Below are 26,394 nucleotides of genomic sequence, written 5' to 3'. Positions count from 1 at the left end.
GCGGCCCGGCGGCGGTGCCCCGGCCGCCGGGCGGGCCCGGGCGGGACTGTCGTACCCCACCCGTAGAATTCAGGCGTGGCAGGCAGGATCAACGATGACGACGTGAAGGCGGTGCGGGACGCGGTCCCGATCGACGCCGTCGTGTCCGAGTACCTCCAGTTGCGCAACGCGGGCGGCGGCAACCTCAAGGGCCTGTGCCCCTTCCACGACGAGAAGTCCCCGTCGTTCCACGTCAGCCCGGCCAAGGGCCTCTACCACTGCTTCGGCTGCCAAGAGGGCGGGGACGTCGTCGACTTCATCATGAAGCTCGACCACCTCTCCTTCGCCGAGACCATCGAGCGCCTCGCCTCTCAGGCCGGCATCACGCTGCGCTACGAGGAGGGCGGCTACACCCCGGGCCGTCAGCAGGGCGAGCGCACCCGCCTGGTCGAGGCCCACAAGGTCGCGGCGCAGTTCTACATCGAGCAGCTCGACAGCCCCGAGGCCGAGATCGGCCGCGCGTTCCTCGCCGAGCGCGGCTTCGACCAGGCCGCCGCCCAGCACTTCGGCGTCGGCTACAGCCCGGCCGGCTGGGACCACCTCACCCGGTTCCTGCGCGGCCGCGGTTTCAGCGACCAGGAGCTGATCCTCTCCGGCCTCTCCCAGGACGGCCGCCGCGGCCCCATCGACCGCTTCCGCGGCCGCCTGATGTGGCCGATCCGCGACATCGCCGGCGAGGTCGTCGGCTTCGGCGCCCGCAAGCTGCGCGACGACGACAACGGCCCCAAGTACCTGAACACCCCGGAGACCCCCCTCTACCGCAAGTCCCACGTCCTGTACGGCATCGACCTCGCCAAGAAGGAGATCGCCAAGGGCAGCCGCGCGGTCGTCGTCGAGGGCTACACGGACGTCATGGCCTGCCATCTCGCCGGCGTCCGCACCGCCATCGCCACCTGCGGCACGAGCTTCGGCGAGGGCCACATCAAGATCCTGCGCCGGCTGCTGATGGACAATTCCGGTTCCGAGGTCGTCTTCACCTTCGACGGTGACGCGGCCGGCCAGAAGGCCGCGCTGCGCGCCTTCGAGGACGACCAGAAGTTCGCCGCCCAGACCTCCATCGCCATCACCCCCGGCGGCATGGACCCCTGCGACCTGCGCCTGGCCAAGGGCGACGCGGCCGTCGCCGACCTGGTCGAGTCCCGGACGCCGCTGTTCGAGTTCGCGCTGCGGCAGGTCGTCGCCCGGCACAACCTCGACACGACGGTGGGCCGCGCCGCCGCCCTGGACGAGGCGGCGCCCATCGTCGCCAACATCAAGAACAGCTCCATCCAGCACGAGTCCGCCGTGCAGCTCGCCGGCATGCTCGGCATCCTCGACACCCAGTTCGTCGTCCGCCGGGTCGGCCAGCTCGCCCGCTGGGCCCGCGAGCGCGGCCGGGACGGGCACCACGGCCGGGACGACGCGGCCCGCGCGGGCCGCCGCGCCGGCCCGCAGACCCCGGAGGCCGCCCGGCCGCCCGGCCCGCGCGGCCCCGCGCTGAACCTCCGCAGCCCCGCCCACCGCGTCGAGCGGGAGCTGCTCAAGCTGGCCCTCCAGCGCCCCGACCTGGTCTCGCCCGCCTTCGACGCGTACGGCGCCGACGAGTTCACCGCGCCCCCCTACGCGACCGTCCGCCGGTGCATCGAGGACGCGGGCGGCGCGATGTCCGCCGCGGGCGACAACACCTACCTCTCCCGGGTCCGCGCCGCCGCCCCCGACGACACGGTCCGCGCCATGGTCACCGAGCTGGCCGTGGAGCCGCTGCACACCCGCCGCGACGCGGACGAGGCGTACGCCGGCGAACAACTGGTCACCGTCCGCATCGCCGCCGTCGACGCGCGCATCGCCGACCTGGAAGGCAGCGCCCGCCGCCTGGAGGCACAGGGCGACCACGCCGGCTCGGCAGCCGTACTGCAAGAGCTGTGGGTCCTCCAGCAGTACGGCAAGACCCTGCGCGTACGGGGGGCTGCCGCGTTGTAGCGGCGCGTGGTTGGGGGTGCGCGCCGGGTGGTGCCCGTGCTCGGGGTGCCCGTGCCCGGAGTGTCCACGCCCGGCGGTGCCGGCGCTCGGGGTGCCCGTGCCGGGCGGTGCCCGTGTCCGGGGGCCGTGCGCGGCGGTGCCCGCGTCCCGCGGGTCCGCGATCGGCAGTGCCCGCGCCCGGGATGTCCGTGCCCGGCTGAGTCTGCGCCCGGCGGTGCCCGCGCCGGGGGCCCGCGCCCGGCGGCGCCCGTGCCCCGTACCCCGGCCGGAGCGGACGGCCGTCGGCACCCCGGTACCCCGGCACGGCCCGTAGCCACCCCGCCGTAGCCGCGCGGTCACCGTCCGGACCCAAAAAGTGCCCGCACGCCCCTCGTGGCGGGCGTGTGTCGTACTCCACACTGAGGAGCGGTGCCTGAGTCCTCGGAGCGCGGCGGGTCCGGACGTACGGAACCTGAACCCCCCGCGGAACCGCTCTTGATGTACGGGACGGACAGCGGCTCGGCCGCAGACGGTCCCGGCCCTTCCGCCGCCTCAGCAGCGATCACACTGGAGGTCGCCCCCGTGCAGACCCGGACCCTCGCCGACGCGCCGGCCGCGGATTCGGCCACCGTGCCACAGCAGGCCGAGCCGCCCGCGCCCGAAATCCTCGTGGAGGAGATCGCCCCGGAGCCGCCGCCGCGTGCCGAGGCCGGCGGCCCCTCCTCCGACCTGTTCCGCCAGTACCTGCGCGAGATCGGCCGGATACCGCTGCTCACCGCCGTGGAGGAGGTCGAACTGGCCCGCCGGGTGGAGGCCGGCCTGTTCGCCGAGGAACGGCTGCGGCTCGCCCCCGACCTGGACTCCCAACTCGCCCTCGACCTCGACAAGCTGGTCGTCCTCGGCCGGATGGCCAAACGCCGCCTTATCGAGGCCAACCTCCGCCTGGTCGTCTCCGTCGCCAAGCGCTACGTCGGCCGCGGCCTGACCATGCTCGACCTCGTCCAGGAGGGCAACCTCGGGCTGATCCGCGCCGTCGAGAAGTTCGACTACGCCCGCGGCTACAAGTTCTCCACGTACGCCACGTGGTGGATCCGCCAGGCCATGTCCCGCGCGCTCGCCGACCAGGCCCGTACGATCCGCGTCCCGGTGCACGTCGTGGAGCTGATCAACCGGGTCGTCCGGGTACAGCGCCGGATGCTCCAGGAGCGGGGGTACGAGCCCACGCCCGAAGAGGTCGCCGCCCAGCTCGACCTGCCCCCCGAACGGGTCAGCGAGGTACTGCGGCTCGCCCAGGAGCCGGTGTCCCTGCACGCCCCCGTGGGCGAGGAGGACGACGTCGCGCTCGGCGACCTCATCGAGGACGGCGACGCCGCGTCCCCCGTCGAGTCCGCCGCCTTCCTCCTCCTGCGCGAGCACCTCGAAGCGGTCCTGTCCACCCTCGGCGAACGGGAACGCAAGGTCGTCCAGTTGCGGTACGGCCTCGTCGACGGCCGCCCCCGCACCCTGGAAGAGATCGGCCGGATCTTCGGCGTCACCCGCGAACGCATCCGCCAGATCGAGTCCAAGACCCTGAACAAACTGCGCGACCACGCCTTCGCGGATCAGCTCCGGGGGTACCTCGACTAGCCGGGGCCCGGACGCCGCTTCGGTCTCTCCCCCCCGGGCCTTGACGGTCACGCTCCCGGCTGCGGGACGCCCCCCGGCGGGGGCCCGCTGGCCGGCCGAGAACGCCCCGGCGCAGCCGCCCGGAGGCCACTGCGGGACCGGCCCGATCCTGGCGGTCACGCTCACGGCTGCGGGACGCCCGGCGGGCCTACTGGGCGGACGAGGCGGACGAGGCGGACGAGGCGGACGAGAATGTCAGGCCCGGGCGCTCGGACGTCGCTCCGGCACCAGCCCGATCCAAGCGGTCACGCTTGCGGACTGCGGGACGCCCTCGGCGGGGGCCTGCTGGCCGGCCGAGAACGCCCCGGCGCAGCCGCCCGGATACCGCTCCGACACCAGCCTGGCGTGGCGGCACGACCCCGGCGGTGAACCGCTCGCCGGTGTTACGGAGCGGACGAGAACGTCAGGCCCAGCCGCCCGGACGTCGCTCCGGTACCGGCCCGGCCGTGGCGGTCACGCCCCCGGTCCCGGCGGCCACGACCCTGGCCGTGAACCGCCCGCCGTGCCCCCGGTCCCGGCGGTCACGATCCCGGCCGTGAACCGCCCGCCGTGCCCCCGGTCCCGGCGGTCACGATCCCGGCCGTGAACCGCCCGCCGGCCCTACTGAGCGGACAAGAACGCCCCGGCGTAGCTCTCCTCCCGCACCGCGATGTACTGCTGTCGCACGGCCTGCCCGACCGGCAGGTCCTCGCCCGGCTCGAAGATCTGGCTGGCCGCCGCGGGCCAGCGCGGCGGCTCGTGCGGAGCCAGCGTGCCGTGTGCCGCGCCCAGCGCCCAGGCCGCCTGCCGGGCCGCGCCCAGCGCCGCGTAGCCCGCCGGCTGTGGCACCACGACCTGCGCCCCGAACAGTCCCGGCGCCGCCGCCTGTACGGCGCCCAGCTCGGCCGCCGCGCCCAGCAGGAACACCCGGCGCACCTCGACGCCGCGCCCGCGCAGGACGTCCAGCGCGTCCGCGAGCCCGCACAGCATGCCCTCGAAGGCCGCCCGCGCCAGGTGCTCCGGCTTCATGCTCTCCCGCCGCAGCCCGTGCAGGGAGCCCGCCGTGTGCGGCAGGTGCGGCGTCCGTTCGCCCTCCAGATAGGGGAGCAGCACCATGCCGTACGAGCCGGGCGTCGACTTCAGCGCCAGCTCGGACAGCCCCTGGAGGTCGGTGCCCAGCATCTCGGCCGTACCGCGCAGCACCCGTACCGCGTTGCTCGTGTGCACCACCGGCAGGTGCATCCCCGTCGCGTCGGCGAACGAGGTGATGGTGCCGTTGGAGTCCGCCAGCGCCTCGTGGTGGATGCCGAAGACCGAGCCCGAGGCGCCCAGCGACACCACCGCGTCACCCGCGCTGACCCCCAGCCCGAACGCGGCGGCCATCGTCTCGCCCGTCCCGGCGGAGATCAGCAGCCCCTCGGGCGTGAACCCGGCGGTGCCGGACGGCCCCAGCACCTCCGGCAGACGCACCTGGTGCCCGAGTGCCAGCTCCACCAGATCCGGCCGGTACGCACCGGCCGCCGCCGACCAGTAGCCGGTGCCGGACGCGCCGCCCCGGTCCGTCGTACGCCGCGCCGGGCGCCCCAGCAACTGCCACACCAGCCAGTCGTGCGGCTGAAGGACCTCGGCGACGCGCGCCGCGTTCGCCGGTTCGTTCCGCGCCAGCCAGCGCAGCTTGGTGAGGGGCTGTGCGGCGTGCGGGACGGCCCCGACGGCCTGCGTCCAGGCGGCCCGCCCGCCCAGCGCGTCGATCAGGTCGGCCGCGGCGCTCTGCGCCCGTTTGTCGTTGCCGACCAGCGCGGCCCGTACGAGGGCGCCGTCGGCGTCCAGCGGCAGCACCCCCTGCTGCTGGGCGGAGACGCCGATCGCCTGCACGCCTTCCAGAAGCCCGTTGCCCGCGGCCTCGCCGAGTGACATCAGCCACGCCTGCGGGTCGATCTCGTGTCCCTTTTCGGCGGGGTGCGGTGCGTACCCCTGCCTGATGACGGCACCCGTGTCCGCGTCGCAGACGACGATCCGTGTGCTCTCGGACGAACTGTCCAGCCCGGCGACTATCCCCATGCCCCCAGATGATGCCCCATCGACGGGACACGACGGCCGCCAGGTTCACACCCCGGGGGCATGGGCCGCCCGGGCGCGGACGGCCGGCCCCGGCCGCCCGCGCGGTCCGGGGCTCAGGTGTTGCTCGTACCCCAGTCGTCCTCGTCGGTGCCGCGCTGCTCGCGCAGCGCGCGGATGCGCTCGGCCACCGGCCCCGGCATCCGGTCGCCGACCTTGGCCGACACCTTGTCGTACGCCTTGGTGGCCACCTCACGGCCGCCGAGGGCGGCGGACTCCGCGGTGTTGCGTACGGCAGGGTTCTGCGCGATCCGCCGGGCGCTCTTGCGGAGCTGCTCGTAGCGCTCCCGGCCGGCTTTGGTGCCGAGCACGTATCCGATGGCCAGTCCCGTGATGAACGTGAGCCGGTAGCGCATCGTCGCTCCACCTTCCCTCTCGTCGGTCTCGCTCGCGCGCGCTGTGCGCCGGTCCGCCGGGGCCGCACTGCGCGCCTGCCCGCGGGGTCCGCCGGTCTGTGCTGCCCGCCTACCCGCGGATCGGAAGATCATCCGGACCGCCCGGGGCCATACCGATTGGCGGAGCACCCCCCTGCTTGCGCTAATGTATGTGCAGCAGCGAGCGCGCGCCGTCCGGAGCCCCCGGAACGGAGTGCATTCGAGGCACACAGAGCATTCCCCTGTAGCTCAATTGGCAGAGCAGCCGGCTGTTAACCGGCAGGTTACTGGTTCGAGTCCAGTCGGGGGAGCTCGGTCCCCTGTAGCTCAATTGGCAGAGCATTCGGCTGTTAACCGGAGGGTTACTGGTTCGAGTCCAGTCGGGGGAGCAGGACGGAAGAGGACCCCCACGGGGGTCCTCTTTCCTGTGCGGGGGAACCGAACACCCGGTGGCCGAAGTCCTCTTGGACAAGCATGGCGGCCCATCGAGGACCCACCCGCGCAACAGATCGTATGAGCGGCTATGCTGCGGCAGACGGCGCGCACAAATGTGCGCGGCGCGCCGTTTCGGGGCGGTAGCTCAGCCGGTTAGAGCAGCGGACTCATAATCCGTCGGCCGTGGGTTCGAGTCCCACCCGCCCCACCAAAGAATCGTTCTGACCTGCATAAACGCGGGCGGAGCGGACGGTTGCGTGCGGCGTTTGCCTCAGAGCGGTGCGGCAAACGCGGGCCCGTGTGGCCCGGTCGAGCCGTCGGTCCCCTGGTGACCTGGGGTTTTGGAGCGGCGCCGGAGTGGGAGGCGTAGTCGATGCTCCCACGGCCGTTGCGCAAGGCACCCCACCCGGATCGAACAAGAACTTGTCGTGAGCTCCACGCGGCCCGGACCTGTGTTGCCCATCTCGCAGCCAGAAGCACTGCCGCGACCGTCACATCTTTGAGGGCGGCGACGTGACGTATCCCGCCTGTGCCCTCCCGGAAGTGCCGGAAGGTGGCGAAACCGTCGTCCGCGATGACGGCAGGGCGCCGGAGAAACGCTTCGGCACCGACGAGGCCCCAGCGGCCGCCGGTGATGCCGGGCGGCCGGCGGTCAGGTGGCGGCAGGCTCCTCCAACCGCGTCGACGGCGATCGGCCGGCCGACGGCGAGGGCGCGCCGAAGGACCCGCCTCCGGGGTGTCCGGGGCAGCCCCGTGCGCGCGGGGACCACTCCCCGCCGACCTCCGCTGCCGCCACCTCCTCGGTTCCACCCCCGCTGTGGGCGTACACGCCGAAGTGCTCAGGCAGGTGCACACGAACATGCTCACCGTTTCGCACGCCATGGCAATCCCGGGCCTGCCTTCCTGGCCGGCGAAGCCAGGCCCGCCGTCCTACGGCTGCGGTGGTATGGCCAGCGCGGGAAGGTCAAGGGCACGGGCGAGGGCGGCTGTGACGGGAGCGCAGTGGTCGGGCAGGTGCCTGGAGGCCCAGTCGGCTGCCAGCGCGAGGAAGTCGGCCAGGTCGCGCTCGGCACCGGCGAGCAGGTTGCGAAGCTCGGTGACGGACAGCTCGACCACCGGACTGTCGCTCCGATCGGCGTTGACGGTGAGCCGGACGGTGTCGCCGAAGCGCTCCGCAACCGGTGACAAGGGGGCGTGGCCGAATCCGAGCAGGCTGCCGCCGTCGACGAGCTGATGCCAGTCGCGCCATTCCTCCAGCCCATCGCAGCAGCCAGGCAGGAAGGTGACGCCTGTGGAGTTGTCGGTGACCCGCAGGCCGCCAGCCGCGAAAAGACTGTCGAAGGTCAGCAGTCCGTGAAGGAACGAGTCAAGGGCATCGGCCTGATGGTGCGGGCGGTCGCCGTCGGCGGTGATGTCATTGCAACTGGCGATGCGCATCACCGCCGTCCCGACCTCGGTGGGTGAGAGCTCACCGCTGAGAGGCAGGAAGCCAAACGACTCGGCCTCTGTGACAGGCCAGAGGTCGAAGCTGTCAGGTGCGTATATTTCCAGGACGGGCTGCATCACGATCACCCGGAGAAGTGTTCCCCACACGCCGCCGTATCGCCTCCCGATCACATCGAGCACCCTCATCCCGCTCCAAAGAGGTGGGCACCTTCGGGTGTACCGCACTGAGCAGGTACGGGTGTACGCCGACACCCGCGCGCGGGTACCACTGTCAGGTCAACCACCGCCGGGTGAGACAGCGGCGAAGCGTTTCCGTGGTCTCGCAAACGGTCACGGACAGCGATGGCCGCCTGGCTGGGGCAAGGGTGAGGGCTTCGTCGAGGGGCCGTGTGAGCCTGGGTGCGTGACCGGGGAACTGTTCCCCGGTTCATGCCCTTGAGTGTGTCGAGCTGCTGACAGGCGTATCCGGGCGGTCCCGCACCAACTGACAGAGTTCCATGCAGAACCACATGGTTCTGCCGAGCATCGGAGCGGCTCCGGCCCGCCGCTTGGGCATTCGGCGAGGATCAGGCGTCCAGAGGCTGTTCATAGGCCGCGGCAACGTGCCGGTGGATTCCACAACCGTGCGGCCGACTCGCGGCGTCCTGATGTGAAGCGGTCCTTCGCGACGGGGACGTGAAGGACCGCTGGATCAGGTGGACAGTGTCAGTAGGGTCGCGAACGATTCCGCCCCGAGCGCACTGTTGCTTATGTGGTGCCGCCGGGCGGATGCCACCGGCGATCAGCGCGGGGCGCAATTGTTCCACTGTCCGGTCGGGCGAATCCAGCGTCAGCCGCACCGGCATCCGCGACCGGCGCCCACCGGTGATCCCGCCCGTTGCCCATGCCGCGCGCCTGCTGGGCGAGGCGGGAACAGGTCCGGGTCCAGAACCGCAGGGCCGGGGGTGCTTCTGGCGAATCGGCCTGGCGGCGAGACAAGCCAGTGCAGATCAGCCATCCGCGCACACACCATCTCAACATGCCCGACCGGGCCTTATGCCCTTACTGGATATCCCTCGGGCATTCATCTGAAATGACGCGGGTGGGGGGTGAAGTGCGAGCCTGTACGCACCCGTTCGCCCTGACGAACAGTGCGACGTGCCAACGCGCCCGTACGGGCGGATCCCGTGGCATCGCCCCCAGGCGGGCCGGCCATCAACAGCGCGAACCGATATATCGGGCAAATCACCTCAGTGGTCCAGGTGTCCCAATGGCCTGATCGTGCGGGTGACGCCCATCAACGTGCGAGAAAGGATCAAGAACCCCGGCCCGAGGAGTGGCTGGGGTGCGGGCGTCAGGGCGCAGTTCGGTTCCTAGGCCACTTGCGCGGTGACGCCCACACCATGTACCGCGCAGAACAGGATAGCCGTGAAGACCAGCATGCCCATACGTATAGCCGCCGCCTCCACCATGGCAGCAGTGGCTCTCGGTGTCACCGCTCCGCTCGCTTCAGCCAGCGAGGCCAAGCACCAGCGCGAGGCTGTCACCGTCCAGGCGGCTCACCGCTTCGAGCAGGCCGCCGACGTGCCGGAGATCCAGACCGAGGGGCTGGACGACCGTCTGGCCGCGCTCCCGAAGGAGCGCACGATGGATCAGATCGTCGGCGCGATGTACCCGGGCGACAAGAACGCCCAGGCTGTCACTCTGCGGGTGCTGCACGGCGAGTCGCCTGAAGCCGCCCGCTCGAACGTCACTGCGTACGGCTTCTGGGACACCACCTGGAAGTACACCAAGTGCGTTGCGGCTGTCGGCGCGGCCTTCATCCCGACGTCCAAGGCGTACAAGGCCATCAAGGAACTCGGTGGTGTCGCGGAGGCGGCGAAGCTGCTGGTCGTCTCCCGTGACTGGAACGCCTTCAAGGCGGCTGCGGGCAACGCTGCTCTCGACATTCTGGGCGTCTCCGCGATCCAGGCCAACTGCTTCTGATGACGTGCGGGCGCCCGCTGGCTGACAGGTGAGCAGGTGCCGCGTGGGTCGACCGGCGACGGGGGAGGGCGACGTTACCGCCCTCCCCCGTCCTGTCACCCGGCGCTGTCCGTCACTGGTGCCGATGAGATCGGGGAATGTCCCGGTACCGCAGCGCGGCAAGGAGTGCCGAGAACACCACGGCCAACAGTCCGAACCAGAACCAGAACGACGTCAGGTCCAAGCTGCGCAGGGCGTCGAAGTCCGCCACAACGATGCCCAACGCGAACACCGCGGCCATCCGCGCCTTTTGGCGCTGGGCCCGCTGTATGCGGCGCCTGCCCCCGGCCAGCCGGGACGCGTAGACCTCCACGTCCCCGAACTCGTCCTGCGCCGTCGTCTCCGTCGCACTGGCCAGGTGCGAGCGGACTTCGGCCGCATGCTCACGAGCTTCCTTCGCCGACATGCCGTGCCGGCCCCGCAACAACCCGTCCAGATGCCGCGTCCACTGCCCGCTGTCGCCATCGTGCGACGGGGTGAACCACCTGTCAGCCCTGGCGTCCGGCATGAGATGCGCGCCGGCCGTCACCGCAACCGCCCCTGCCACCAGTACCGGCACGGGCAGCCGGAACAGCGCGGTCTCGGGCAGCGCCGAGAGGGCGGCAATCCCACCAGCCACCAGTGTCACAACCACACACCAGCACACGCCTGCTGCCCGCACACGCCCCGCCGGGCGCAGCGCGGCTGCGAGACACAGGGCCAGAGCACCTGCGGCCAGTGCGCTGACTCCGACCAGGGACGCCCACGACACTTCGGCCCACAGCCCGTCGCGGGCCCACCGCACCACCGACAGGACGAACGCCAAGAAACCGGCCACCACCACACCACTGGTGAAACGCTCACCGGGTGTCACGCCCTCCAGATCCACCATGGGCGGGTGCGTCTCGTCCATGCGTTCAGCCGCGACGCTGGCCGCGTACTGCCGAGGCTCACCGAACAGCTTCTCCGCCGGCCTGCCGGTCTCGGTCACCATCTCGTGAATCTCCGACAGCGCCTGGTGCGCCAGCCCCTTGGGCGGGTGGAACTGCATGACGAGGTGAAGTTCGAAGGCGGCGGCCCACTTCTCATCGTCCTTGCGCGCCCACTGGATTCCCGTCTTCGCCGTCACGTTTGCTCGCCCCCTGCCAGTGCCGTCACCGCGGCGTTGAAGTCACCCCATGCCCTGCGCTGATCGTCGAGGCGTCTTCGCCCCTCCTCCGAGATGTTGTAGTACTTGCGCCCCGGACCGTGCTCCCCGGCTGCCCACCGCACCTCCACCGCCCCCTCGTCCGCCAGGCGGGCCAGTGCTGGGTAGAGAGTGGCGGGCTTCACCGTGTCGAGCCCGGCCGCCGACAGCCGGTTGAGCAACGCATAGCCGTAGCTGGCTCCTTCGGCCTCCAGGACGCCCAGCAGGCACAGTTGCAGCAGGGCGCGCGTCCATGCGGCAAGAGCTGGTGTCCCCGACATCCTTCCTCCGTTCAGCAATCCCGTCTAGTACGAAATCCAGAGTAGTGGGAGAACTCGACACTTGTCATCAGCCCCCTCGGCCGGACCGGCCAGGTCCCCGGGTAGCGCCGACGCGGTCACCTTCCTGGCCTCGGGCGGCACCCGCCGGGGCGCCGGCACAAAGATCGACGTCACCGGAGGCGTCAGGCCCGGGCGACACTCAACATGAAGTCCGCGCCCAGGGCGTTTCTGGTGGATCTCCGCGGCATCGCGGCGCCGGCGCGCGCCCTCGCGCGTGGCGCAAGCGGGCAGGCGGCTCCGCGACGTGACCCTTCACGCCGCGCGCCGAGCGCACGCGCCGAACGCCCTCGGGCCTCCACGGAGACCCATCAGAAGTGCCTTGGGCCTGGTGACGCCTGCAGTACCCAACAGTGCGTGGTGTCGCTGACGCGGTCGGAGTCCCGCGGAACGGGTGGGAGGCCGACGAAGGAGGCCAAGCGGTCGGCTGTGCCGAACGCCTCCATGTCTCCGCCGGTGGCGATGAACTCGGCGCCGAGGGGGGACCGTGCCGGGCAGGCTCCGGATCGGCATCGGGCGTCGGTGCTCGTCGAACCGGGCTCCGGTGAGCGCGTGAGTCCGGCGATCTCCTCGACGAGAGCCAGCACCCCGTTGGCGAACCGGGTCCGGTCGTTGAACTGACATCGGCGCGCAGGCACCGGACTGATGAGGCGGCCATCATGCGCTGTTGGTCATGCAGAAGCGCGTGTGGACGAAGCTCCTGGATGAGGCCGCGTTCACCGGGATCAGCACGGAGGTCTTCTTCGGCGTCCGTGCCCACGCGCCGCTGACACGGACCACCCCCGCACGCGCGGGGACCATAGCGAAGACCTCCAGGGCCGCAAGCGCCGCGAGGGACCACCCCCGCACGCGCGGGGACCATTGTCCGTGACCCGCAGTTCCGCCCGGCGAAGTGCGGCTCTTCACTTGCTTTCGTGGATTCCGGCATCTTGGTTTCAAAGAGGCGCAGCGGGAGGGGAGTTCAGGGGCCTGTTCACACTACTGCCCGCAGGTAGCGGCTATCCGCCCCGTCAATGCCGTTGGCCAGGCGTGGCTTGGTTTGGGTGAGGTGCGAGGGGGCGGGGGTGGGTGTAATCGACTTCGGGTATCGGGGGTTGCCGGTTCGGGATCGGCTGGTCCTCGGTGGTGGGATTTGCGTCGTCTGTGTTCGTGAGGGGGGTCAGGGGGGCGGGAGGGGGGTGCGGCGGGGGAATCGGACAGGGGGTGGGCTGTCGTGCCGCTGGGCTGTTCGAGGGTGTTTGCCGGGTGAATTACCTGGTCGGCAGCTCAGCGGGGCCGTGACCTGATGCCGATTCGAACGTGCCGCTGGCCGGTTGCGCACGATGTGGGGCGGGGGTGGCAGCCATAGCGTGAGCCCGCCTCTTCTCCGTACGCCGACGAGAAAGGAACGGACGCCATGGCTGTCATCAACCTCATGGTCCTCGAAGGGGACGAGCAGGAGCCCGAGGGCTGGACGAAGATCAGCAAGGACCTGAACGCCGGTGCCGGCGGCCAATATCTGTACTTCGCCTTCGAGACCGACAGCAAGCTCGCCGCGCCCAACGCCGCGTTCGGCCCCATCACCGACATCATCTTCCTGTCCAAGGGCGACGAGCCCCCGCACGGCTACCGCAAGCTCAACAAGGACCTGAACGCCGGCGCGGGCGGCGAGTACATCTACGCCGCCTACACCCGCAACGCCGAGCAGGGCTCGCCGATCAACGCCCTGGACGTCGCGCTCACCGACAACCGTGACTACCAGCCCCCGAAGCCCTGGGAGCGGTACGACAGGGATCTCAACGCGGGCGCGGGCGGTAAGTACGTGTACCTGCTGCACATCTGATTCGGGCAGTTCTCCCGGAAGCGTGCGGGGCGGCGCTTGCCGTCCCGCCTTTCGCGTGTCCGATCCGTGCTCCGGCGCCGGCCGGTCCGTGCTCCGGCGCCGGCCGGTCCGATCTCCGGCGCCGGCCGGTCCGTGCTTGGCGTCGCTCCGTGCTATGGCACCGGCCCGTGCTTCGACGCCGCTCCGCCTCGGACTTCCGCCACGGGTTACGCCCCGGCCTTACCCCCGGCGTCCGCCGGCCCCGCGTGGCACAGCAGTGCGGCTCGCAGGTCGAGGCGGTGGCTCAGGCGGGTGAGGTCGCGGCCGGTGAGGTGTTCTATGCGGTGGATGCGGTAGCGGACGGTGTTGACGTGGAGGTGGAGGGCGGCGGCGGTGCGGGACCAGGAGGCGTCGTGGTGGAGGAAGACCTCCAGGGTGCGCAGCAGGGTGCCGGTTCTGTCGTGTTCGGGGAGGAGCGGGCGCAGGGCGCGGGCGCTGTAGACGGCGCGTACGTCGGCGGGTACGGCGGCCAGGAGCCGCTCGAGGGTGGCGGGGGCGGAGCCGTTCCCGGCGGAGGGCGGGGTGGTGTGCGGCATGGGGCGTGCTCCTCGTACCGTTCCGGGCGCCGGGCCCGGGGCTCTGCCGTGCGCACTCGCCAGGTGAGAGTGTCGAAAAGCATCGTAAATGCCAGGGTGACAGGTCGGATAGTGGTGCTGATGCCGAGGGCGGGGTGAGGGTGTGTTCGAGGAGGTCGTGGTGCGTTGCGGCGGGTTTCGGCGGGGTGTGCTTGCTTCACTCGGGGCATGGACCTGAATACGGTGCGGGAGGTCCGGGACGCCCGGGAACGTCCGGAATGGCGGGCGGGTGACGCCTGGCTGGGCGGAGGCACGTACCTCTTCTCCGAACCCCAGCCCGGCCTGCGGCGGCTGCTGGACCTGAGCCGGATGGGCTGGGAGCCGCTGCGGCGGCTACCGGACGGCGGGCTGGAGATTTCGGCGACGTGCACCATCGCCGAGGTGTCCCGGTTCGGCCGGAGTGCCGGGCAGCCGGCGGGGCCGCTCTTCGAGCAGTGCTGCCGCGCCTTCCTGGCCTCGTTCAAGATCTGGAACACGGCCACCGTCGGCGGGAATCTGTGCCACGCGCTGCCCGCCGGCCCGATGATCTCCCTCACGGTGGCGCTGGACGGCACCTGCCTGCTGCTCGCCAGGGACGGAACGACCCGGCGGTTGCCGGTCACCGACCTCGTCACCGGGGCCGGGCGCACTGCCCTGGTGGAGGGCGAGTTGCTGCGCTCGGTCACGTTGCCGGCCCGCGCGCTGGCGTGCCGTACGGCGTTCCGGCAGACGTCGCTGTACGGGCTCGGGCGCTCGGCCGCGCTGCTGATCGGGACGCTCGACCCGGTGGACGGCGCGTTCGCCCTGACGGTCACCGCCTCCACCGTACGGCCGGTACGGCTGCGCTTCCCGGAGCTGCCCTCCGCCCGTGAGCTGGAAGGAGCGATCGGGCGGGCCGTGCCGGACGACGGGTGGTTCGACGATGTTCATGGGTTGCCGGAGTGGCGGCGGCACATGACGTATCGGATGGGGGAGGAGATCCGGGAGGAGGTGGGGGAGGGGGCGACCACCCGGGCGCGGTCGCGTCTTGCTGTGCTTTCCGGTTCGCCTTCCGCTTCGCGGGCGCGGGCGGTGGCCGGGACGTCCGTGCCGCTTGCGGTCCCGCCCGTCCGGCGGGGTCACCGTGTCCCCTTCCGTACCGAGGTCAACGGCAGCACCACCGACGCCGTCCCCCGGCCCGGGCAGTGTCTGCGCACCTACCTGCGCGAGCGGGGCTGTTTCGGCGTCAAGAAAGGCTGTGACGCCGGAGACTGCGGGGCGTGCACGGTGCACGTGGACGGGGAGCCGGTGCACAGTTGCGTGTATCCGGCCGTGCGTGCCGACGGGCGGTCGGTCACCACGATCGAGGGGCTGGCCGATGAGGGGAGCGGTCGGCTGCATCCCGTACAGCGGGGGTTTCTGGAAGCTCAGGGGTTTCAGTGCGGGTTCTGCACCGCCGGGTTCGTGATGACGACTGCCGCGCTCGACGAGGGGCTGCTCGCCGATCTGCCGCACGCCTTCAAGGGGAATCTGTGTCGCTGCACCGGTTACCGGGCCATCGAGGACGCCGTACGGGGCGTCCGGCACACCGAGGAGCCGGCGGCGGGGGCCGCCGTCGGCCGCGATGTGCCCGCGCCCGGCGGCACGGACGTGGTCACCGGCGCGGCCCGCTACACCTTCGACCTGGACACGGATGCCCTGCCGGGCCTGCTGCACATGAAGCTGCTGCGCTCACCGCACGCCCATGCCCGGATCACCGCCATCGACACCCGCGCGGCACTGCGGGTGCCGGGCGTGCACGCGGTCCTCACCCACCACGACGTTCCTGACCGGCGCTTTTCCACCGCTCAGCACGAGCACCCCGAGGACGATCCGCGGGACACCCGGCTCCTGGACGACACGGTCCGCCATGTGGGGCAGCGGGTGGCCGCGGTGGTCGCGGACAGTGAGGCGGCGGCGGAGGAGGGCTGCCGCCGGGTCGAGGTGACGTACGAGGTGCTGCCCGCGGTGCTCGATCCGGAGCAGGCGATGCTGCCGGGGGCTCCGGTCGTCCACGAGAGGGGGGTGTGGGCGGCCGGTACAGCGCGGCCCGGCGCCAATGTGGCGGGTGAGGTGCATGGGGAGATCGGTGACGTGGAGCGCGGGTTCGCGGTCGCCGACGCGGTGTACGAGGAGACCTTCCGTACGCAGCGGGCGCAGCACGCCAGCCTGGAAACGCACGGCGCGCTCGCGTACTTCGAGCCGGTCGAGCCGACCAAACCACCCGAGCCACCCGGCCCACCCACCCCGCCCAAGGGCGACAACCCCCCGGAACGCCGTCTGGTCATCCGTACCAGTACACAAGTGCCGTTCCTCGTGCGGCGCTCCCTGTGCACGCTGCTGGACCTGCCGCCCGAGGCGGTACGGGTCGTCGCGGGGCGGGTCGGTGGTGCCTTCGGCGGCAAGCAGGAGATGCTCGTCGAGGACGTGGTGGCGCTGGCTGCGCTGCGGACCGGGCGTCCGGTGAAGCTGGAGTTCACCCGGGCCGAGCAGTTCCATGGCGCGACGACGCGGCACCCGTTCACCGTGCGGGTCAAGGCCGGTGCGCGCCGGGACGGGACGCTCACCGCGCTCCGGCTGGACGTGGTGTCCGACACCGGGGCGTACGGCAATCACGCCCGCAGCGTCCTGGCGCACGGCTGCGGCGACGCCCTGGCTCTCTACCGCTGCCCGGACAAGAAGGTGAACGGGCGCGCCGTGTACACCCACACCGTCCCGGCCGGTGCCTTTCGCGGGTACGGGCTCGGGCAGGTCGTCTTCGCGCTGGAGAGCGCGCTCGACGAGCTGGCGCGGCGGCTGGGCGTCGACCCGCTGCTGCTGCGGGAACGCAACGTGGTGCGGCCCGGCGACGTGCTGGAGACAGTGGTGAAGGGGGAAACCGACCTGCGCATCGGCAGCTACGGCCTGGACGCGTGCCTGAAGGTGCTGCGTACGGCGTCCGCTTCCGAAGCGCCGCAAGCGGGGCCGCACGCAGGACCGGACGGAGAGCGAGATGGAGGACCGCACGCAGGGCCAGTCGGCGGGCTCGACAGGGACCTCGGCAGAGGGCCGGCCGGTGCGCCCGCCACTGCCCCCGAAGGCCACCCGAACACCGCCCCCGCCCCGGACGGATGGCTGATCGGCGAAGGCGGCGCCGTGTCGATGATCGCCGCGGGCGGTCCCGGCGGGCACCACGCCGACGCCCGGGTCACGCGCACCGCCGACGGCACGTACGAACTGGCCGTCGGAGCGACCGAGGCGGGCAGCGGGACCACCACCGCGCTGCGCCAGATCGCCGCCGCGGAGCTGGGCATCACCGCCGCGCGGATCACCGTACGGCAGGCCGACACCGACGCGGTCGGGCACGACACCGGCGCCTTCGGCTCGGCCGGGATCGTGGTCGGGGGCGAGGCGGTGCGGCGCGCGGCGCGGTCCCTGGCCGGGCTGATCAGGGACCGGGAGGCCGGCGGGGGCGGGAGCGGGCCGCTGACCGGGTACGGGCACTTCGACGGTACGCCGCGCACGGTGGCCTTCAACGCGCACTGGTTCCGCGTCGCGGTGGACCCGGACAGCGGGGAGATCCGCATCCTGCGCAGCGTGCACGCCGCGGACGCCGGCACTGTGATCAATCCCATGCAGTGCCGGGGGCAGGTCGAGGGCGGGGTGGCCCAGGCGCTGGGGGCGGCGCTCTTCGAGGACGTACGGCTGGACGGGCGCGGCGCGGTGCGCACCGCGGCGTTCCGCGAGTACCACCTGCCCGCCTTCGCGGATGTGCCCCGTACCGAGGTGTACTTCACACCGACGTCCGACACGATCGGTCCGGCGGGCGCGAAGTCGATGAGCGAGAGCCCCTTCAATCCGGTCGCGCCGGCCCTGGCCAACGCGCTCCGTGACGCCACCGGGGCGCGCTTCACGCGGCTGCCGCTGGCCCGGGACCGGGTGTGGCGGGTGCTGTCCCGGAGGGCGTCCGGGGCGCCTCCGTACAGCCGTGGAAATTCGTATGGATAGGACGGCGTTTGCTGGGCAGGGGTGCGGGACGGTCCGGCGTGCGGAATAGGTCATGCGATGAACCCGTTGTCGCAGCGGGACCGACAAGAGACCGGAACCGGAAGCAGGGAAGTACGCATGAGCACGGTAGAGCTCACCAAGGACAACTTCGACGAGATCGTCTCCGGCAACGATTTCGTCCTGATCGATTTCTGGGCCGAGTGGTGCGGCCCGTGCAAGCAGTTCGGTCCGGTTTTCGAACGGTCGTCCGACAAGAACGACGACCTGGTCTACGCGAAGGTCGACACGGAGGCGCAGCCCGAGCTGGCGGCCGCCTTCCAGATCCAGTCGATCCCGACGCTGATGATCGTCCGCGAGAACATCGCGGTGTTCTCGCAGCCCGGCGCGCTGCCGGAGGAGGCCCTGGAGGACGTCATCGGCCAGGCCCGCAACCTGGACATGGACGAGGTCCGCTCCTCCGTGGAGGAGGCCCAGCAGCAGGAGGGACAGGGCGGCGGTGAGTGAACTGCTGCTGATCCGCCACGGCGAGACGGAGTGGAGCAGGTCGGGGCAGCACACGAGCTGGACCGATCTGCCGCTCACCGCCCGCGGTGAGGAGCAGGCCCGTTCCCTGCGGCCGGTCCTGGCGAACCGGAAGATCGGCGCCGTGCTCACCAGCCCGCTGCGGCGGGCCCGGCACACCGTCGAGCTGGCCGGACTGCCGGATGCGCAGGTCGACGCCGACCTGAGCGAATGGGACTACGGCGGCTACGAGGGCATCTCCACCGACGAGATCCACCGCACCCGCCCCGACTGGTTCCTGTTCACCGACGGTGTGACCGCCGGGCCCCCGGAGCACCCGGGCGAGTCGCCCGAGCAGGTCGGCGCGCGCGCCGACCGGGTGCTGGCCCGTATCGAGGAACGGCTGCGCACGGCGGACGGCGACGTGGTGCTGGTCGGCCACGGGCACTTCCAGCGCGTGCTGGCGGCCCGCCGGCTGGGCCTGCCGCCGTCGGCGGGCGCGCTGTTCACCTTCGAGACGGGCACGGTGGGCGTACTCGGCGAGGAGCACGGGCGGCCCGCGGTGGTGGGCTGGAACACCCGGACGCTCTGAGCGGCAGGCGCACGCCGGGGAACGTTCCTGAAGGCGGGTGCCGGCTGTCCGCCCGGGCCGCCGTCGGGCGGCTCGCCTAGGTGGCCATCGGATCGAGGTGCAGGGGCTCAACCTTGCCCTCGATCATGGCGCCCAGCCCCAGCACCGCACAGGTGTCCGGCCGGTCCGCGATGTGCACCGGCATGGTCGTGGCCTGCCGGATCATCGACTGCAGGCCGGGGATCAGCGCGCTGCCGCCCGCCAGCATGATGCCGCGCTCGCCCAGGTCGGCCACCAGGTCCGGCGGGCAGCGGCGCAGTACCGACCCGATTCCGTCCAGGATGGTGGTCAGCGGTGAGGCGATGGCCCGCTGAACCGGCTCGGTCTCGACCATGACCGAACGGGCCAGCCCGCTGACCACGTCCCGGCCGTGCACCTCGGTCGGGCCCGCCACCAGGTCGCCGTTGCTGGAGAGCATCAGATGCAGCGGCCGTACGGACTGGCCCGGCAGCATCAGCTTGTGATGCAGCCTCAGGTGCTGGACGACGGCGTGGTCGATGGCGTTGCCGCCCACCGAGACGGTCTTCGCCGCCACGATCGAACCGAGCGAGAGCACCGCGATCTGCGTGGTCCCCGCCCCGCACACCACGATCATGGTGGCTTCGGGGTGCTCCACCGGCAGGTCGCAGCCGACGGCCGCGGCGACCAGCGTGTCCACCATCTCCACCCGGCGGGCGCCGATCCCGTTCAGGGTCTCCACCGCGGCCCGCTGCGCCAGCGGCTCACTGCCGTACGGCAGGCAGACCGCGGCCCGCATGGTGGGTCTGCGGCGCCACGCCTTGCGCAGCTTGTCGTCGACCAGGTTGCGCAGCAGCCGCTGGGCCATGTCGATGTCCACGACGGTGCCGCCGGAGACCGGGCGCACGACACGGATGTGGTCCGGCGTGCGGCCGTCCATCACCTCCGCGCGGTCCCCGACGGCGATCAGCGCACCGGTGCGGATGTTGACGGCCGCGACGGTCGGCTGGTCCACCACCAGGCCCTGGTTCTTGACGTACATCCGGGTGCGGGCCGCGCCCAGGTCGACGGCGACCGAGCAACGGAGCAACTGTGCCAGGCTGGCGGTCATGGATGGTGCCTCCCCGGGAAGCGTTCGGCAGTACGGGCCGAGTGGCCGCCGGCGGCCACTCGTGATCCATCGTGTGCCAACGGTTCGTCAGGTGCGCGTTGAGGAGGTCCGGTTGGGGGACGCCGGGCCCGCGGGCTCCGGGGGGCCGGTGGGGTCCGGTGGGGGTGTGGCGTGGTGCGAGGCGTCGAGGAGCCTGGTGCCGAGGTCGCGCAAGTAGGCGATCAGCTCCGGCGGTTCGTGCACCTCGAAGGGGACGCCGAGGAAGCCCAGCCGGTACGCGAGCCAGTCCAGCGCGTCGCCTCCCGTACGCAGCAGGCAGGAGTCCGGGGTGAGCGGCTCCAGGAGTCCGGTGCCCGCGGGGAGCCGGGCGGCCGCGTCCTCCAGGGTGGTGTGCAGCGTGACCAGCGCCCGGTGCCGCGCGCGGTGGCTGGTGATCGACTCGGCGACGAACGCGGCGGCGTCGGGGGTGGGCGGCCGGCGGTCCGGTACGCAGCGGGCCCCGGTGGGCCACGGGCCGCTGATCCGGTCGGCCCGGTACGTGCGCCAGTCGGCGCGGTCCAGGTCGTACGCGACGAGGTACCACCGGTGATCCGCGCTGACCAGGCGGTACGGCTCGGCGTGCCGCTTGCCCGGGGCGCCGTCCGCCGTCGCGTACGCGAAGCGCACCCGCTCGCGGCGGCGGCAGGCGGTGGCGAGGGCGGTCAGCACGGCCGGGTCGGTGACGGGCGCCTCGCCGCCGCCGGTGAGCAGGCCGTAGAGCGGGACGGTGGCCTCCTGGAGGGCGGCGACCCGGTCCCGGAGCCGGGCGGGCAGCACCTGTTCCAGCTTGGCGAGGGCGCGTACGGAGGTCTCCGCCACGCCGGCGACCGTGCCGCCCGCCGCGGCGTGCAGCCCCACGGCGATGGCGACGGCCTCCTCGTCGTCCAGGAGCAGCGGCGGCATCGCGGTGCCGGAGGCGAGGCGGTAGCCGCCGACGGCGCCGATGGCCGCGTCAACGGGGTAGCCGAGGCCGCGCAGCCGGCCGATGTCGCGGCGGATGGTGCGCGGGCTGACGCCGAGCCGCTCGGCCAGTTCGGGGCCGGTCCGCTCGCGGCCGGTCTGCAGGAGCGCGAGGAGCTTCAGGAGGCGCGCCGGAGTGTCGCTCATGTTTCCAGGGTGGCGCAGCGGGCGGCCATGTTCTGACCTGCTTCGTCCCTAGCGTGGTCCGTATGGAAGCCCAGGACATCGACAGCGCTGCCGGTACGGAGAGGCGCACCCGCACCGATCACATCGCCGGTGCCGGCCACGTCACCATCACCGGAGCCCGTGAGCACAACCTCAAGGACGTGGACCTGGAGATCCCCAAGGGGCGTATCACCGTCTTCACCGGGGTGTCCGGGTCGGGCAAGTCCTCGGTGGTCTTCGACACGGTGGCGGTGGAGTCGCAGCGCCAGCTCTACGAGACCTTCACCTGGTACGTACGCAACCAGTTGCCCAAACACGAACGGCCGAAGGCCGACACCATCGAGCGACTCTCCCCGGCGATCGTCGTGGACCAGCGGCCCCTCGGCGGCGGCGCGCGCTCCACCGTCGGCACGCTGACCGACATCTACGCGATCCTGCGGGTGCTCTACTCCCGCTGCGGCACGCCGAGCGCCGGCGAGGCCACCGCGTACTCCTTCAACGACCCCGCCGGAATGTGCCCCGAGTGCGCCGGGCTGGGCCGCACCACCGGCATCGACCTCGACCGTTTCCTGGACACCGGCCGCTCCCTCAACGACGGCGCGATCCGCTTCCCGCCGCTCGCCGTCGGCACGGCCGGCTGGCAGATCTACGCGACCTCCGGCCTCTTCGACCCGGACAAACCGCTGGACCGGTACACGCCACGGGAGTGGGAGCTGCTCCTGTACGGCAAGGGGTTCACGGTCAAGCGCGGTGAGCGGGCCTACAACAACACGTACGAGGGACTGGTCGAGAACTTCGACCGGCGCTATGTGAAACGGGACCTCACGGTGCTGTCCGAGAAGACCGGGGCCATGGTGCGCGGCTTCGTACGGGAAGGGACCTGCCCGCAGTGCCAGGGGGCGCGGCTGACCGCGGCGGCGCTGAAATCCCGGGTCGCGGGGCGCTCCATCGCCGAGATGGCGGCACTGGAGGCCACCGAACTGAGCGAGGTCCTGCGGGGCATCGACCCGGCCGGGGAACCGGTGGGCGCGGCCATCGCGGCGCGGGCGGTCACCGCGCTGGACCGGCTGGCCGGCATCGGCCTCGGCTACCTCAGCCTCGACCGCCCGGCCGCCACCCTGTCCGGCGGCGAGGGACAGCGGCTGAAGATGGTGCGCCACCTGGGCAGCAGCCTGACGGGCATGACGTACATCTTCGACGAGCCGAGTACCGGGCTGCACCCCGGCGACGTACGCCGCCTCAACGACCTCCTGGTGCGCCTGCGCGACAAGGGCAACACCGTTCTCGTCGTCGAGCACGACCGGGACGTCATCGCCGTCGCGGACCACGTGGTGGACATGGGGCCCGGGGCCGGGAGGGACGGCGGGAAAGTGGTCTTCGCGGGCACGGTGCGCGGACTGGCGGCGGCCGACACGCCCACGGGCCGTGGCCTGCGGCGGGTGACGGGCGTAAAGGAGGACGTCCGTACGCCGGGCGGCTGGCTGACCGTACGGGACGTGACGCTGCACAACCTCAAGGGAGTGGACTTCCGGGTGCCCACCGGGGTGCTCACGGTCGTCACGGGGGTGGCGGGCTCCGGCAAGAGCACGCTGGTGTCCGAGGCGTTCGTGGGCGCGCACCCGGAGGCGGTCGTGGTCGACCAGTCGGCGATCGGGGTGTCCGCACGGTCCACTCCGGCCACGTACCTCGGGGTGATGGACGCGGTACGGGCGCTCTTCGCGCGCGAGAACGGCGTACCGGCGGGGCTGTTCAGCTTCAACGCGGCCGGGGCGTGCCAGGAGTGCCGGGGGCGCGGGGTGATCCACACCGACCTGGCGTACCTGGACCCGGTGACCTCGACCTGCGAGGCGTGCCGGGGGCGGCGCTTCAAGGACGAGGTGCTCGGGCTGCCCCTGTGGGGCAGGTCGGTCGCGGAGGTGCTGGAGATGACGGGGGCGGAGGCGAAGGCGTTCTTCGACGGCGGGACCGAGGACGCGGCGGGGATCGTGCGCAAGCTGGCGGCCCTCGTCGAGGTCGGACTCGGCTACTTGACGCTGGGACAGTCGGTGTCCACCCTGTCCGGCGGCGAGCGGCAGCGCCTCAAACTGGCCACCCGGCTGCACCGTACGGGGAGCGTGTACGTCCTCGACGAGCCGACCACCGGGCTGCACACGGCCGACGTCGAGGGACTGCTGGCGCTGCTCGACCGGCTGGTGGACGGCGGCAGCACCGTCCTGGTGATCGAACACGACCTCGACGTGGTCAAGCGCGCGGACTGGGTGGTCGACCTCGGGCCCGGCGGCGGCCGGCGGGGCGGCCGGATCGTGTTCGCCGGGACGCCGCACGACCTGGTGTCGGCCGGTGGCTCGGCCACGGCCGACTGTCTGCGGGCCTCACTCGACGGTGCGCTGTAGCAGGCCCCAGGTGAACTCCGCGACCGTCGCCCGCGGCGCGCCGTCCGCGTCGGGCGCCGTGAAGGCGAGCCGCCAGCGGGTGGGGGCCGAGCCCTCCATGGGGCGGGCCGGTGCGAAGGCGCGCGCCACCTCGTCGACCGTGCACGACCAGGGGACCAGGTCGTCGGTCGTCCGCAGGCCGGGGGCGGCGGCGCCCGGCGCCCGGACGAGCCACGCGTTCCACGCGGTGCCCTGCGGGCCGGTGAGCACCTCGAAACGCAGGTCGGGCCAGAGCGGTACGGGCCAGGTCAGCGCCTCGCAGGTGAGGTCGCCGAGGCGGCGGGCGGTGACGGACTCGGGGCGGCCGAGCAGCGAACGGTACCGCTGCACCGCGCCGCGAGACCGGGGCGCGTGGGCCCATGCCTGCCAGCGGCGGTTGGCCTCGCGCAGCTCGGCGCGCGAGGCACCGAGCGTGCGCAGCGCGTCCTCGACCAGGCCGGGCTGGTGGTCGGCCATGCGGCGCAGCAGGACGAGCTGGAAGGCGCGGGGGCCGTCGGAAGACCCGCCGGGCCCGCCGGCCGGTCCGTTGTCAGTGGTGGGGTCCATGATGGACATGTTCGCGGATACGGCGTGTGCGGGTGGGGCCTACCGGGGCTCGTCGGGTGGGCGCGCGTCCGGGGGCAGACGGCGCAGGATGGCTTCGTGTTCGGTCTCGGTGACCTGTTCACCGGAGGAGGGGAGGAGTTGGGGGATGTCGTCGAGAATCGGGTAACGGCGGTGCAGCCGGGGGTTGTAGAGGACGTCGTCCGGGACGAGCAGGGTCAGCGGCCCCTTGTCGATCGGGCAGGCCAGGATCTTCAGCAACGGGTCGTCGGGTGTCACGGCTCAGCTCCTGGGGAGGTCGGGTTCGGCCTGCTGGGCCGGTGAGGGGGTGGCGTCTGAGGGGATGGGGTCCGAGGGGATGGCGCTTGGCGGGGCGGCTGTCGTGAGGGCGGTGCCTGGTGGGGTGGCTTTCGGCGGGGTGGGTTCCGGTGGGTCGGCTTCTGCCGGTTCGGCCTCCCGGGTGGGGGAGGGCGGGGTTGGTGCCGGTTCCGGTGGCGGGGCCGGTGCCGATGCCGGTGGCGGTGCTGATTCCAGCTCCGGGGCCGATGGTGTGGCGTCCTGGCGGGGCAGGGCGAGCAGGACGAGGACGGCGACCGCGGTGCCGCCCAGGCGCAGGGTCAGCCGCAGGGGATCGGAGGGCAGCGGCTCGCCGAAGGCGACCGTGCCGCAGGCGACGGTGAAGACACAGGTCACGGTGGTGCAGACGGGGACGATCAGGGAGGCACGGCAGCGCTGGAGCGCGGTCTGCGACAGCACCAGCCCCACCGCGCCGGTGAACAGCAGCAGATATGGATACGGGGAGGTGAACAGATCGCGGACGGCACCCGCCGGATCGTGCGCGCTCAGCAGTCCGGAGACGCCCTTGATGGCGAGCGAGCTGACGCCGTAGAGCAGACCGACGGCCACACCGTAGGGGACGCCCGAGGTGGGCTGGCGGTGGCGGCGCTTGGCGCGCTGTTCGGCGGCCCCGTACAGCCACAGCCCCGCGGCCAGTGAGGGCAGCGCGATGGCGAGCAGGGTGCCGGTGGGCGCGGTGCGCGTGACGGTGCCGGCGCCGCTGCCCTGGAGTGAGCCGACGACCATGCCGAGCGCGAGCAGGATCGCCAGGATGCTCTGCCGTTCGCGGCCGCTGGTGCGCTCGCCGAGGAAGACGGAGGACAGGAGGAGCAGCAGGACCAGGCCGGAGACGAAGATGCCCTGGGCGGCGGCGATGGGAAGAGTGCGGTAGACCGCGAGCTGGGCGGCGAAACCGGCGGCGAGGGCGAGCGAGCCGCCGAGCCACAGCGGGCTGCCCAGCAGATGGCGGACGAGCCGGGCGGGCCGACGGGTGCTGAGCGCGGGCAGCGCGGACAGGGCGCGCTTCTCCAGCACGAAGCCGGTGCTGTACAGAACGTTGGCGAGCAGTGCGGCCGCCACGCCCCACCACAGCACTGCCCTACTCCCTTCTCCGGCGGGCATGGACGAGCAGGACGGAGGCCAGCGACGGCAGGTGACAGGCGGCGCGGTCCAGGGGCCGCAGCGGACGCGGTACGTCGTGATAGGGCGCCCCCGCGATCCGTACGACCTCGAAGCCGCAGGCCGGCAGGAAGCCACGCAGCGCGCGGGCGGTGTAGAGGCGCAGATGGCCGACGACCTGGGTGCCGGGCCGGCCGTGGATGCCTCGCATGCTCACCTCCGAGAAGACGGGCTGGACTCCCGCGAGAAGGAGTCCGCGGTTGTACCAGGCGGCGAGATTGGGGGTGGAGAGCATCAGATGACCTCCGGGACGCAGCACCCGGCGCAGTTCGTCGAGGGCCGCGTCCGGGTCGACGAGATGCTCGATGACCTCGCTGAAGAGAATGGCGTCGGCGGTGGCGTCCGCGAACGGCAGCCCGCCGCCACCCAGTTCACCGCGCACCGCGTACGGCACGCGGGACGCGGCGCGGCGCAGCGCGTCCTGCGACCAGTCGACGCCGACGATGCGGTGGCCGGGCAGGGCGCGGGCCGCGACGGCGGCCGCGCTCCCGTCACCGCACCCGACGTCCAGGACCGTGGCCGGGGCAAGGGGAGCGCCCGGGCGTACGGGCCCCAGGGCGCGGGCCAGCATCAGCGCCTGACGGCGACTGCGGGCGTCACCGGAGGCGACGGGCACGG

The 26,394-nt window shown here is 72.1% G+C and carries 21 protein-coding genes, 3 tRNA genes and 1 pseudogene; 12 read left to right on the top strand and 13 right to left on the bottom strand.

The annotated features are described in order from the left end of the window. Positions 1–75 precede the first annotated feature (75 nt). Together dnaG and ACH4EB_RS02925 are read left to right on the top strand one after the other, a co-directional pair. Positions 76–1,998: a DNA primase gene (dnaG, locus tag ACH4EB_RS02930; protein ID WP_398345475.1), complete on the top strand. Its 1,923-nt coding sequence runs from the start codon at positions 76–78 to the stop codon at positions 1,996–1,998. 408 nt (positions 1,999–2,406) lie between these two features. Next, positions 2,407–3,603, top strand: a complete 1,197-nt coding sequence (locus tag ACH4EB_RS02925) for an RNA polymerase sigma factor (protein ID WP_398345474.1) — start codon at positions 2,407–2,409, stop codon at positions 3,601–3,603. Positions 3,604–4,242: 639 nt separating this feature from the next. Here the strand turns inward: ACH4EB_RS02925 and ACH4EB_RS02920 are convergent. Together ACH4EB_RS02920 and ACH4EB_RS02915 are read right to left on the bottom strand one after the other, a co-directional pair. Further along, on the bottom strand, positions 4,243–5,682 hold the full coding sequence (locus ACH4EB_RS02920; protein ID WP_398345472.1) for an FGGY family carbohydrate kinase: 1,440 nt from the start codon (positions 5,680–5,682) through the stop codon (positions 4,243–4,245). Positions 5,683–5,795: 113 nt separating this feature from the next. Next, positions 5,796–6,095: a YtxH domain-containing protein gene (locus tag ACH4EB_RS02915; RefSeq protein ID WP_398345470.1), complete on the bottom strand. Its 300-nt coding sequence runs from the start codon at positions 6,093–6,095 to the stop codon at positions 5,796–5,798. Positions 6,096–6,351: 256 nt separating this feature from the next. Here ACH4EB_RS02915 and ACH4EB_RS02910 point away from each other — a divergent pair. The 3 genes from ACH4EB_RS02910 to ACH4EB_RS02900 all read left to right on the top strand — a co-directional run bounded on the left by ACH4EB_RS02910 (position 6,352) and on the right by ACH4EB_RS02900 (position 6,759). Continuing rightward, a tRNA-Asn gene (locus tag ACH4EB_RS02910) sits at positions 6,352–6,424 on the top strand. Between the two features lie 5 nt (positions 6,425–6,429). Beyond that, positions 6,430–6,502, top strand: a tRNA-Asn gene (locus tag ACH4EB_RS02905). 180 nt (positions 6,503–6,682) lie between these two features. Next, positions 6,683–6,759 (top strand) — tRNA-Ile (locus tag ACH4EB_RS02900). 719 nt (positions 6,760–7,478) lie between these two features. Here ACH4EB_RS02900 and ACH4EB_RS02895 read toward each other — a convergent pair. Further along, positions 7,479–8,111 (bottom strand): hypothetical protein, encoded by a 633-nt coding sequence (locus ACH4EB_RS02895; RefSeq protein ID WP_398345738.1) that lies wholly within the window; start codon positions 8,109–8,111, stop codon positions 7,479–7,481. Between the two features lie 1,302 nt (positions 8,112–9,413). Between ACH4EB_RS02895 and ACH4EB_RS02890 the strand changes: the two genes are divergently transcribed. Continuing rightward, positions 9,414–9,959, top strand: a complete 546-nt coding sequence (locus ACH4EB_RS02890; RefSeq protein ID WP_398345469.1) for a hypothetical protein — start codon at positions 9,414–9,416, stop codon at positions 9,957–9,959. Positions 9,960–10,071: 112 nt separating this feature from the next. Here the strand turns inward: ACH4EB_RS02890 and ACH4EB_RS02885 are convergent, their stop codons facing one another. The 3 genes from ACH4EB_RS02885 to ACH4EB_RS02875 form a co-directional block, all read right to left on the bottom strand. Then, complete coding sequence (locus ACH4EB_RS02885) at positions 10,072–11,106, bottom strand: hypothetical protein (RefSeq protein ID WP_398345468.1); 1,035 nt, start codon at positions 11,104–11,106, stop codon at positions 10,072–10,074. Next, positions 11,103–11,444, bottom strand: coding sequence for a PadR family transcriptional regulator (locus ACH4EB_RS02880; RefSeq protein WP_398345467.1), 342 nt, complete (start codon positions 11,442–11,444; stop codon positions 11,103–11,105). The genes ACH4EB_RS02885 and ACH4EB_RS02880 overlap by 4 nt, the downstream gene beginning before the upstream one ends. Positions 11,445–11,812: 368 nt before the next feature. Then, complete coding sequence (locus ACH4EB_RS02875; RefSeq protein WP_398345737.1) at positions 11,813–11,947, bottom strand: hypothetical protein; 135 nt, start codon at positions 11,945–11,947, stop codon at positions 11,813–11,815. Between the two features lie 950 nt (positions 11,948–12,897). On the opposite strand from ACH4EB_RS02875, the gene ACH4EB_RS02870 reads away from it, so the two are divergent. Further along, positions 12,898–13,323 carry a hypothetical protein gene (locus ACH4EB_RS02870; RefSeq protein ID WP_398345466.1) on the top strand — a complete coding sequence of 142 codons (426 nt, stop codon included), beginning with the start codon at positions 12,898–12,900 and terminating at the stop codon, positions 13,321–13,323. 206 nt (positions 13,324–13,529) lie between these two features. On the opposite strand, the gene ACH4EB_RS02865 is transcribed toward ACH4EB_RS02870, so the two are convergent. Continuing rightward, positions 13,530–13,898: a PucR family transcriptional regulator gene (locus ACH4EB_RS02865; RefSeq protein WP_398345465.1), complete on the bottom strand. Its 369-nt coding sequence runs from the start codon at positions 13,896–13,898 to the stop codon at positions 13,530–13,532. A gap of 207 nt (positions 13,899–14,105) precedes the next feature. Here ACH4EB_RS02865 and ACH4EB_RS02860 point away from each other — a divergent pair. The 4 genes and pseudogenes from ACH4EB_RS02860 to ACH4EB_RS02845 form a co-directional block, all read left to right on the top strand. Then, positions 14,106–14,912, top strand: a pseudogene (locus ACH4EB_RS02860) (FAD binding domain-containing protein); the annotation flags it as partial. Between the two features lie 90 nt (positions 14,913–15,002). Continuing rightward, a complete protein-coding gene (locus ACH4EB_RS02855; protein ID WP_398345736.1) occupies positions 15,003–17,921 on the top strand; it encodes a molybdopterin-dependent oxidoreductase in 2,919 nt (972 codons plus the stop codon). A gap of 117 nt (positions 17,922–18,038) precedes the next feature. Continuing rightward, positions 18,039–18,425, top strand: coding sequence for a thioredoxin (gene trxA / locus ACH4EB_RS02850; RefSeq protein WP_398345463.1), 387 nt, complete (start codon positions 18,039–18,041; stop codon positions 18,423–18,425). Then, positions 18,418–19,014 (top strand): histidine phosphatase family protein, encoded by a 597-nt coding sequence (locus ACH4EB_RS02845; RefSeq protein ID WP_398345462.1) that lies wholly within the window; start codon positions 18,418–18,420, stop codon positions 19,012–19,014. Before trxA ends, ACH4EB_RS02845 begins: the two co-directional genes overlap by 8 nt. Positions 19,015–19,090: 76 nt before the next feature. On the opposite strand, the gene ACH4EB_RS02840 is transcribed toward ACH4EB_RS02845, so the two are convergent. Both ACH4EB_RS02840 and ACH4EB_RS02835 read right to left on the bottom strand, forming a co-directional pair. Next, on the bottom strand, positions 19,091–20,122 hold the full coding sequence (locus tag ACH4EB_RS02840) for a rod shape-determining protein (protein ID WP_398345460.1): 1,032 nt from the start codon (positions 20,120–20,122) through the stop codon (positions 19,091–19,093). A gap of 87 nt (positions 20,123–20,209) precedes the next feature. Next, a complete protein-coding gene (locus ACH4EB_RS02835) occupies positions 20,210–21,268 on the bottom strand; it encodes a helix-turn-helix transcriptional regulator (protein WP_398345459.1) in 1,059 nt (352 codons plus the stop codon). Between the two features lie 62 nt (positions 21,269–21,330). Between ACH4EB_RS02835 and ACH4EB_RS02830 the strand changes: the two genes are divergently transcribed. After that, positions 21,331–23,679 carry an ATP-binding cassette domain-containing protein gene (locus ACH4EB_RS02830; RefSeq protein ID WP_398345457.1) on the top strand — a complete coding sequence of 783 codons (2,349 nt, stop codon included), beginning with the start codon at positions 21,331–21,333 and terminating at the stop codon, positions 23,677–23,679. On the opposite strand, the gene ACH4EB_RS02825 is transcribed toward ACH4EB_RS02830, so the two are convergent. The 4 genes from ACH4EB_RS02825 to ACH4EB_RS02810 are packed head-to-tail and all read right to left on the bottom strand — an operon-like array spanning position 23,659 to position 26,392. Beyond that, positions 23,659–24,264, bottom strand: a complete 606-nt coding sequence (locus tag ACH4EB_RS02825; protein WP_398345456.1) for a hypothetical protein — start codon at positions 24,262–24,264, stop codon at positions 23,659–23,661. The genes ACH4EB_RS02830 and ACH4EB_RS02825 overlap by 21 nt on opposite strands. Positions 24,265–24,303: 39 nt before the next feature. Then, positions 24,304–24,540: a Trm112 family protein gene (locus ACH4EB_RS02820; RefSeq protein WP_398345455.1), complete on the bottom strand. Its 237-nt coding sequence runs from the start codon at positions 24,538–24,540 to the stop codon at positions 24,304–24,306. A gap of 3 nt (positions 24,541–24,543) precedes the next feature. Continuing rightward, positions 24,544–25,692 carry a hypothetical protein gene (locus tag ACH4EB_RS02815; RefSeq protein ID WP_398345454.1) on the bottom strand — a complete coding sequence of 383 codons (1,149 nt, stop codon included), beginning with the start codon at positions 25,690–25,692 and terminating at the stop codon, positions 24,544–24,546. A gap of 4 nt (positions 25,693–25,696) precedes the next feature. Next, positions 25,697–26,392 carry a class I SAM-dependent methyltransferase gene (locus ACH4EB_RS02810; RefSeq protein WP_398345453.1) on the bottom strand — a complete coding sequence of 232 codons (696 nt, stop codon included), beginning with the start codon at positions 26,390–26,392 and terminating at the stop codon, positions 25,697–25,699. Positions 26,393–26,394: the final 2 nt, after the last annotated feature.

The organism is Streptomyces sp. NPDC018045, assembly GCF_044327445.1.
Taxonomy (GTDB): domain Bacteria; phylum Actinomycetota; class Actinomycetes; order Streptomycetales; family Streptomycetaceae; genus Streptomyces.
Note: the sequence above shows the minus strand (reverse complement) of the source record. Positions and strands in the feature narration are given on the sequence as shown.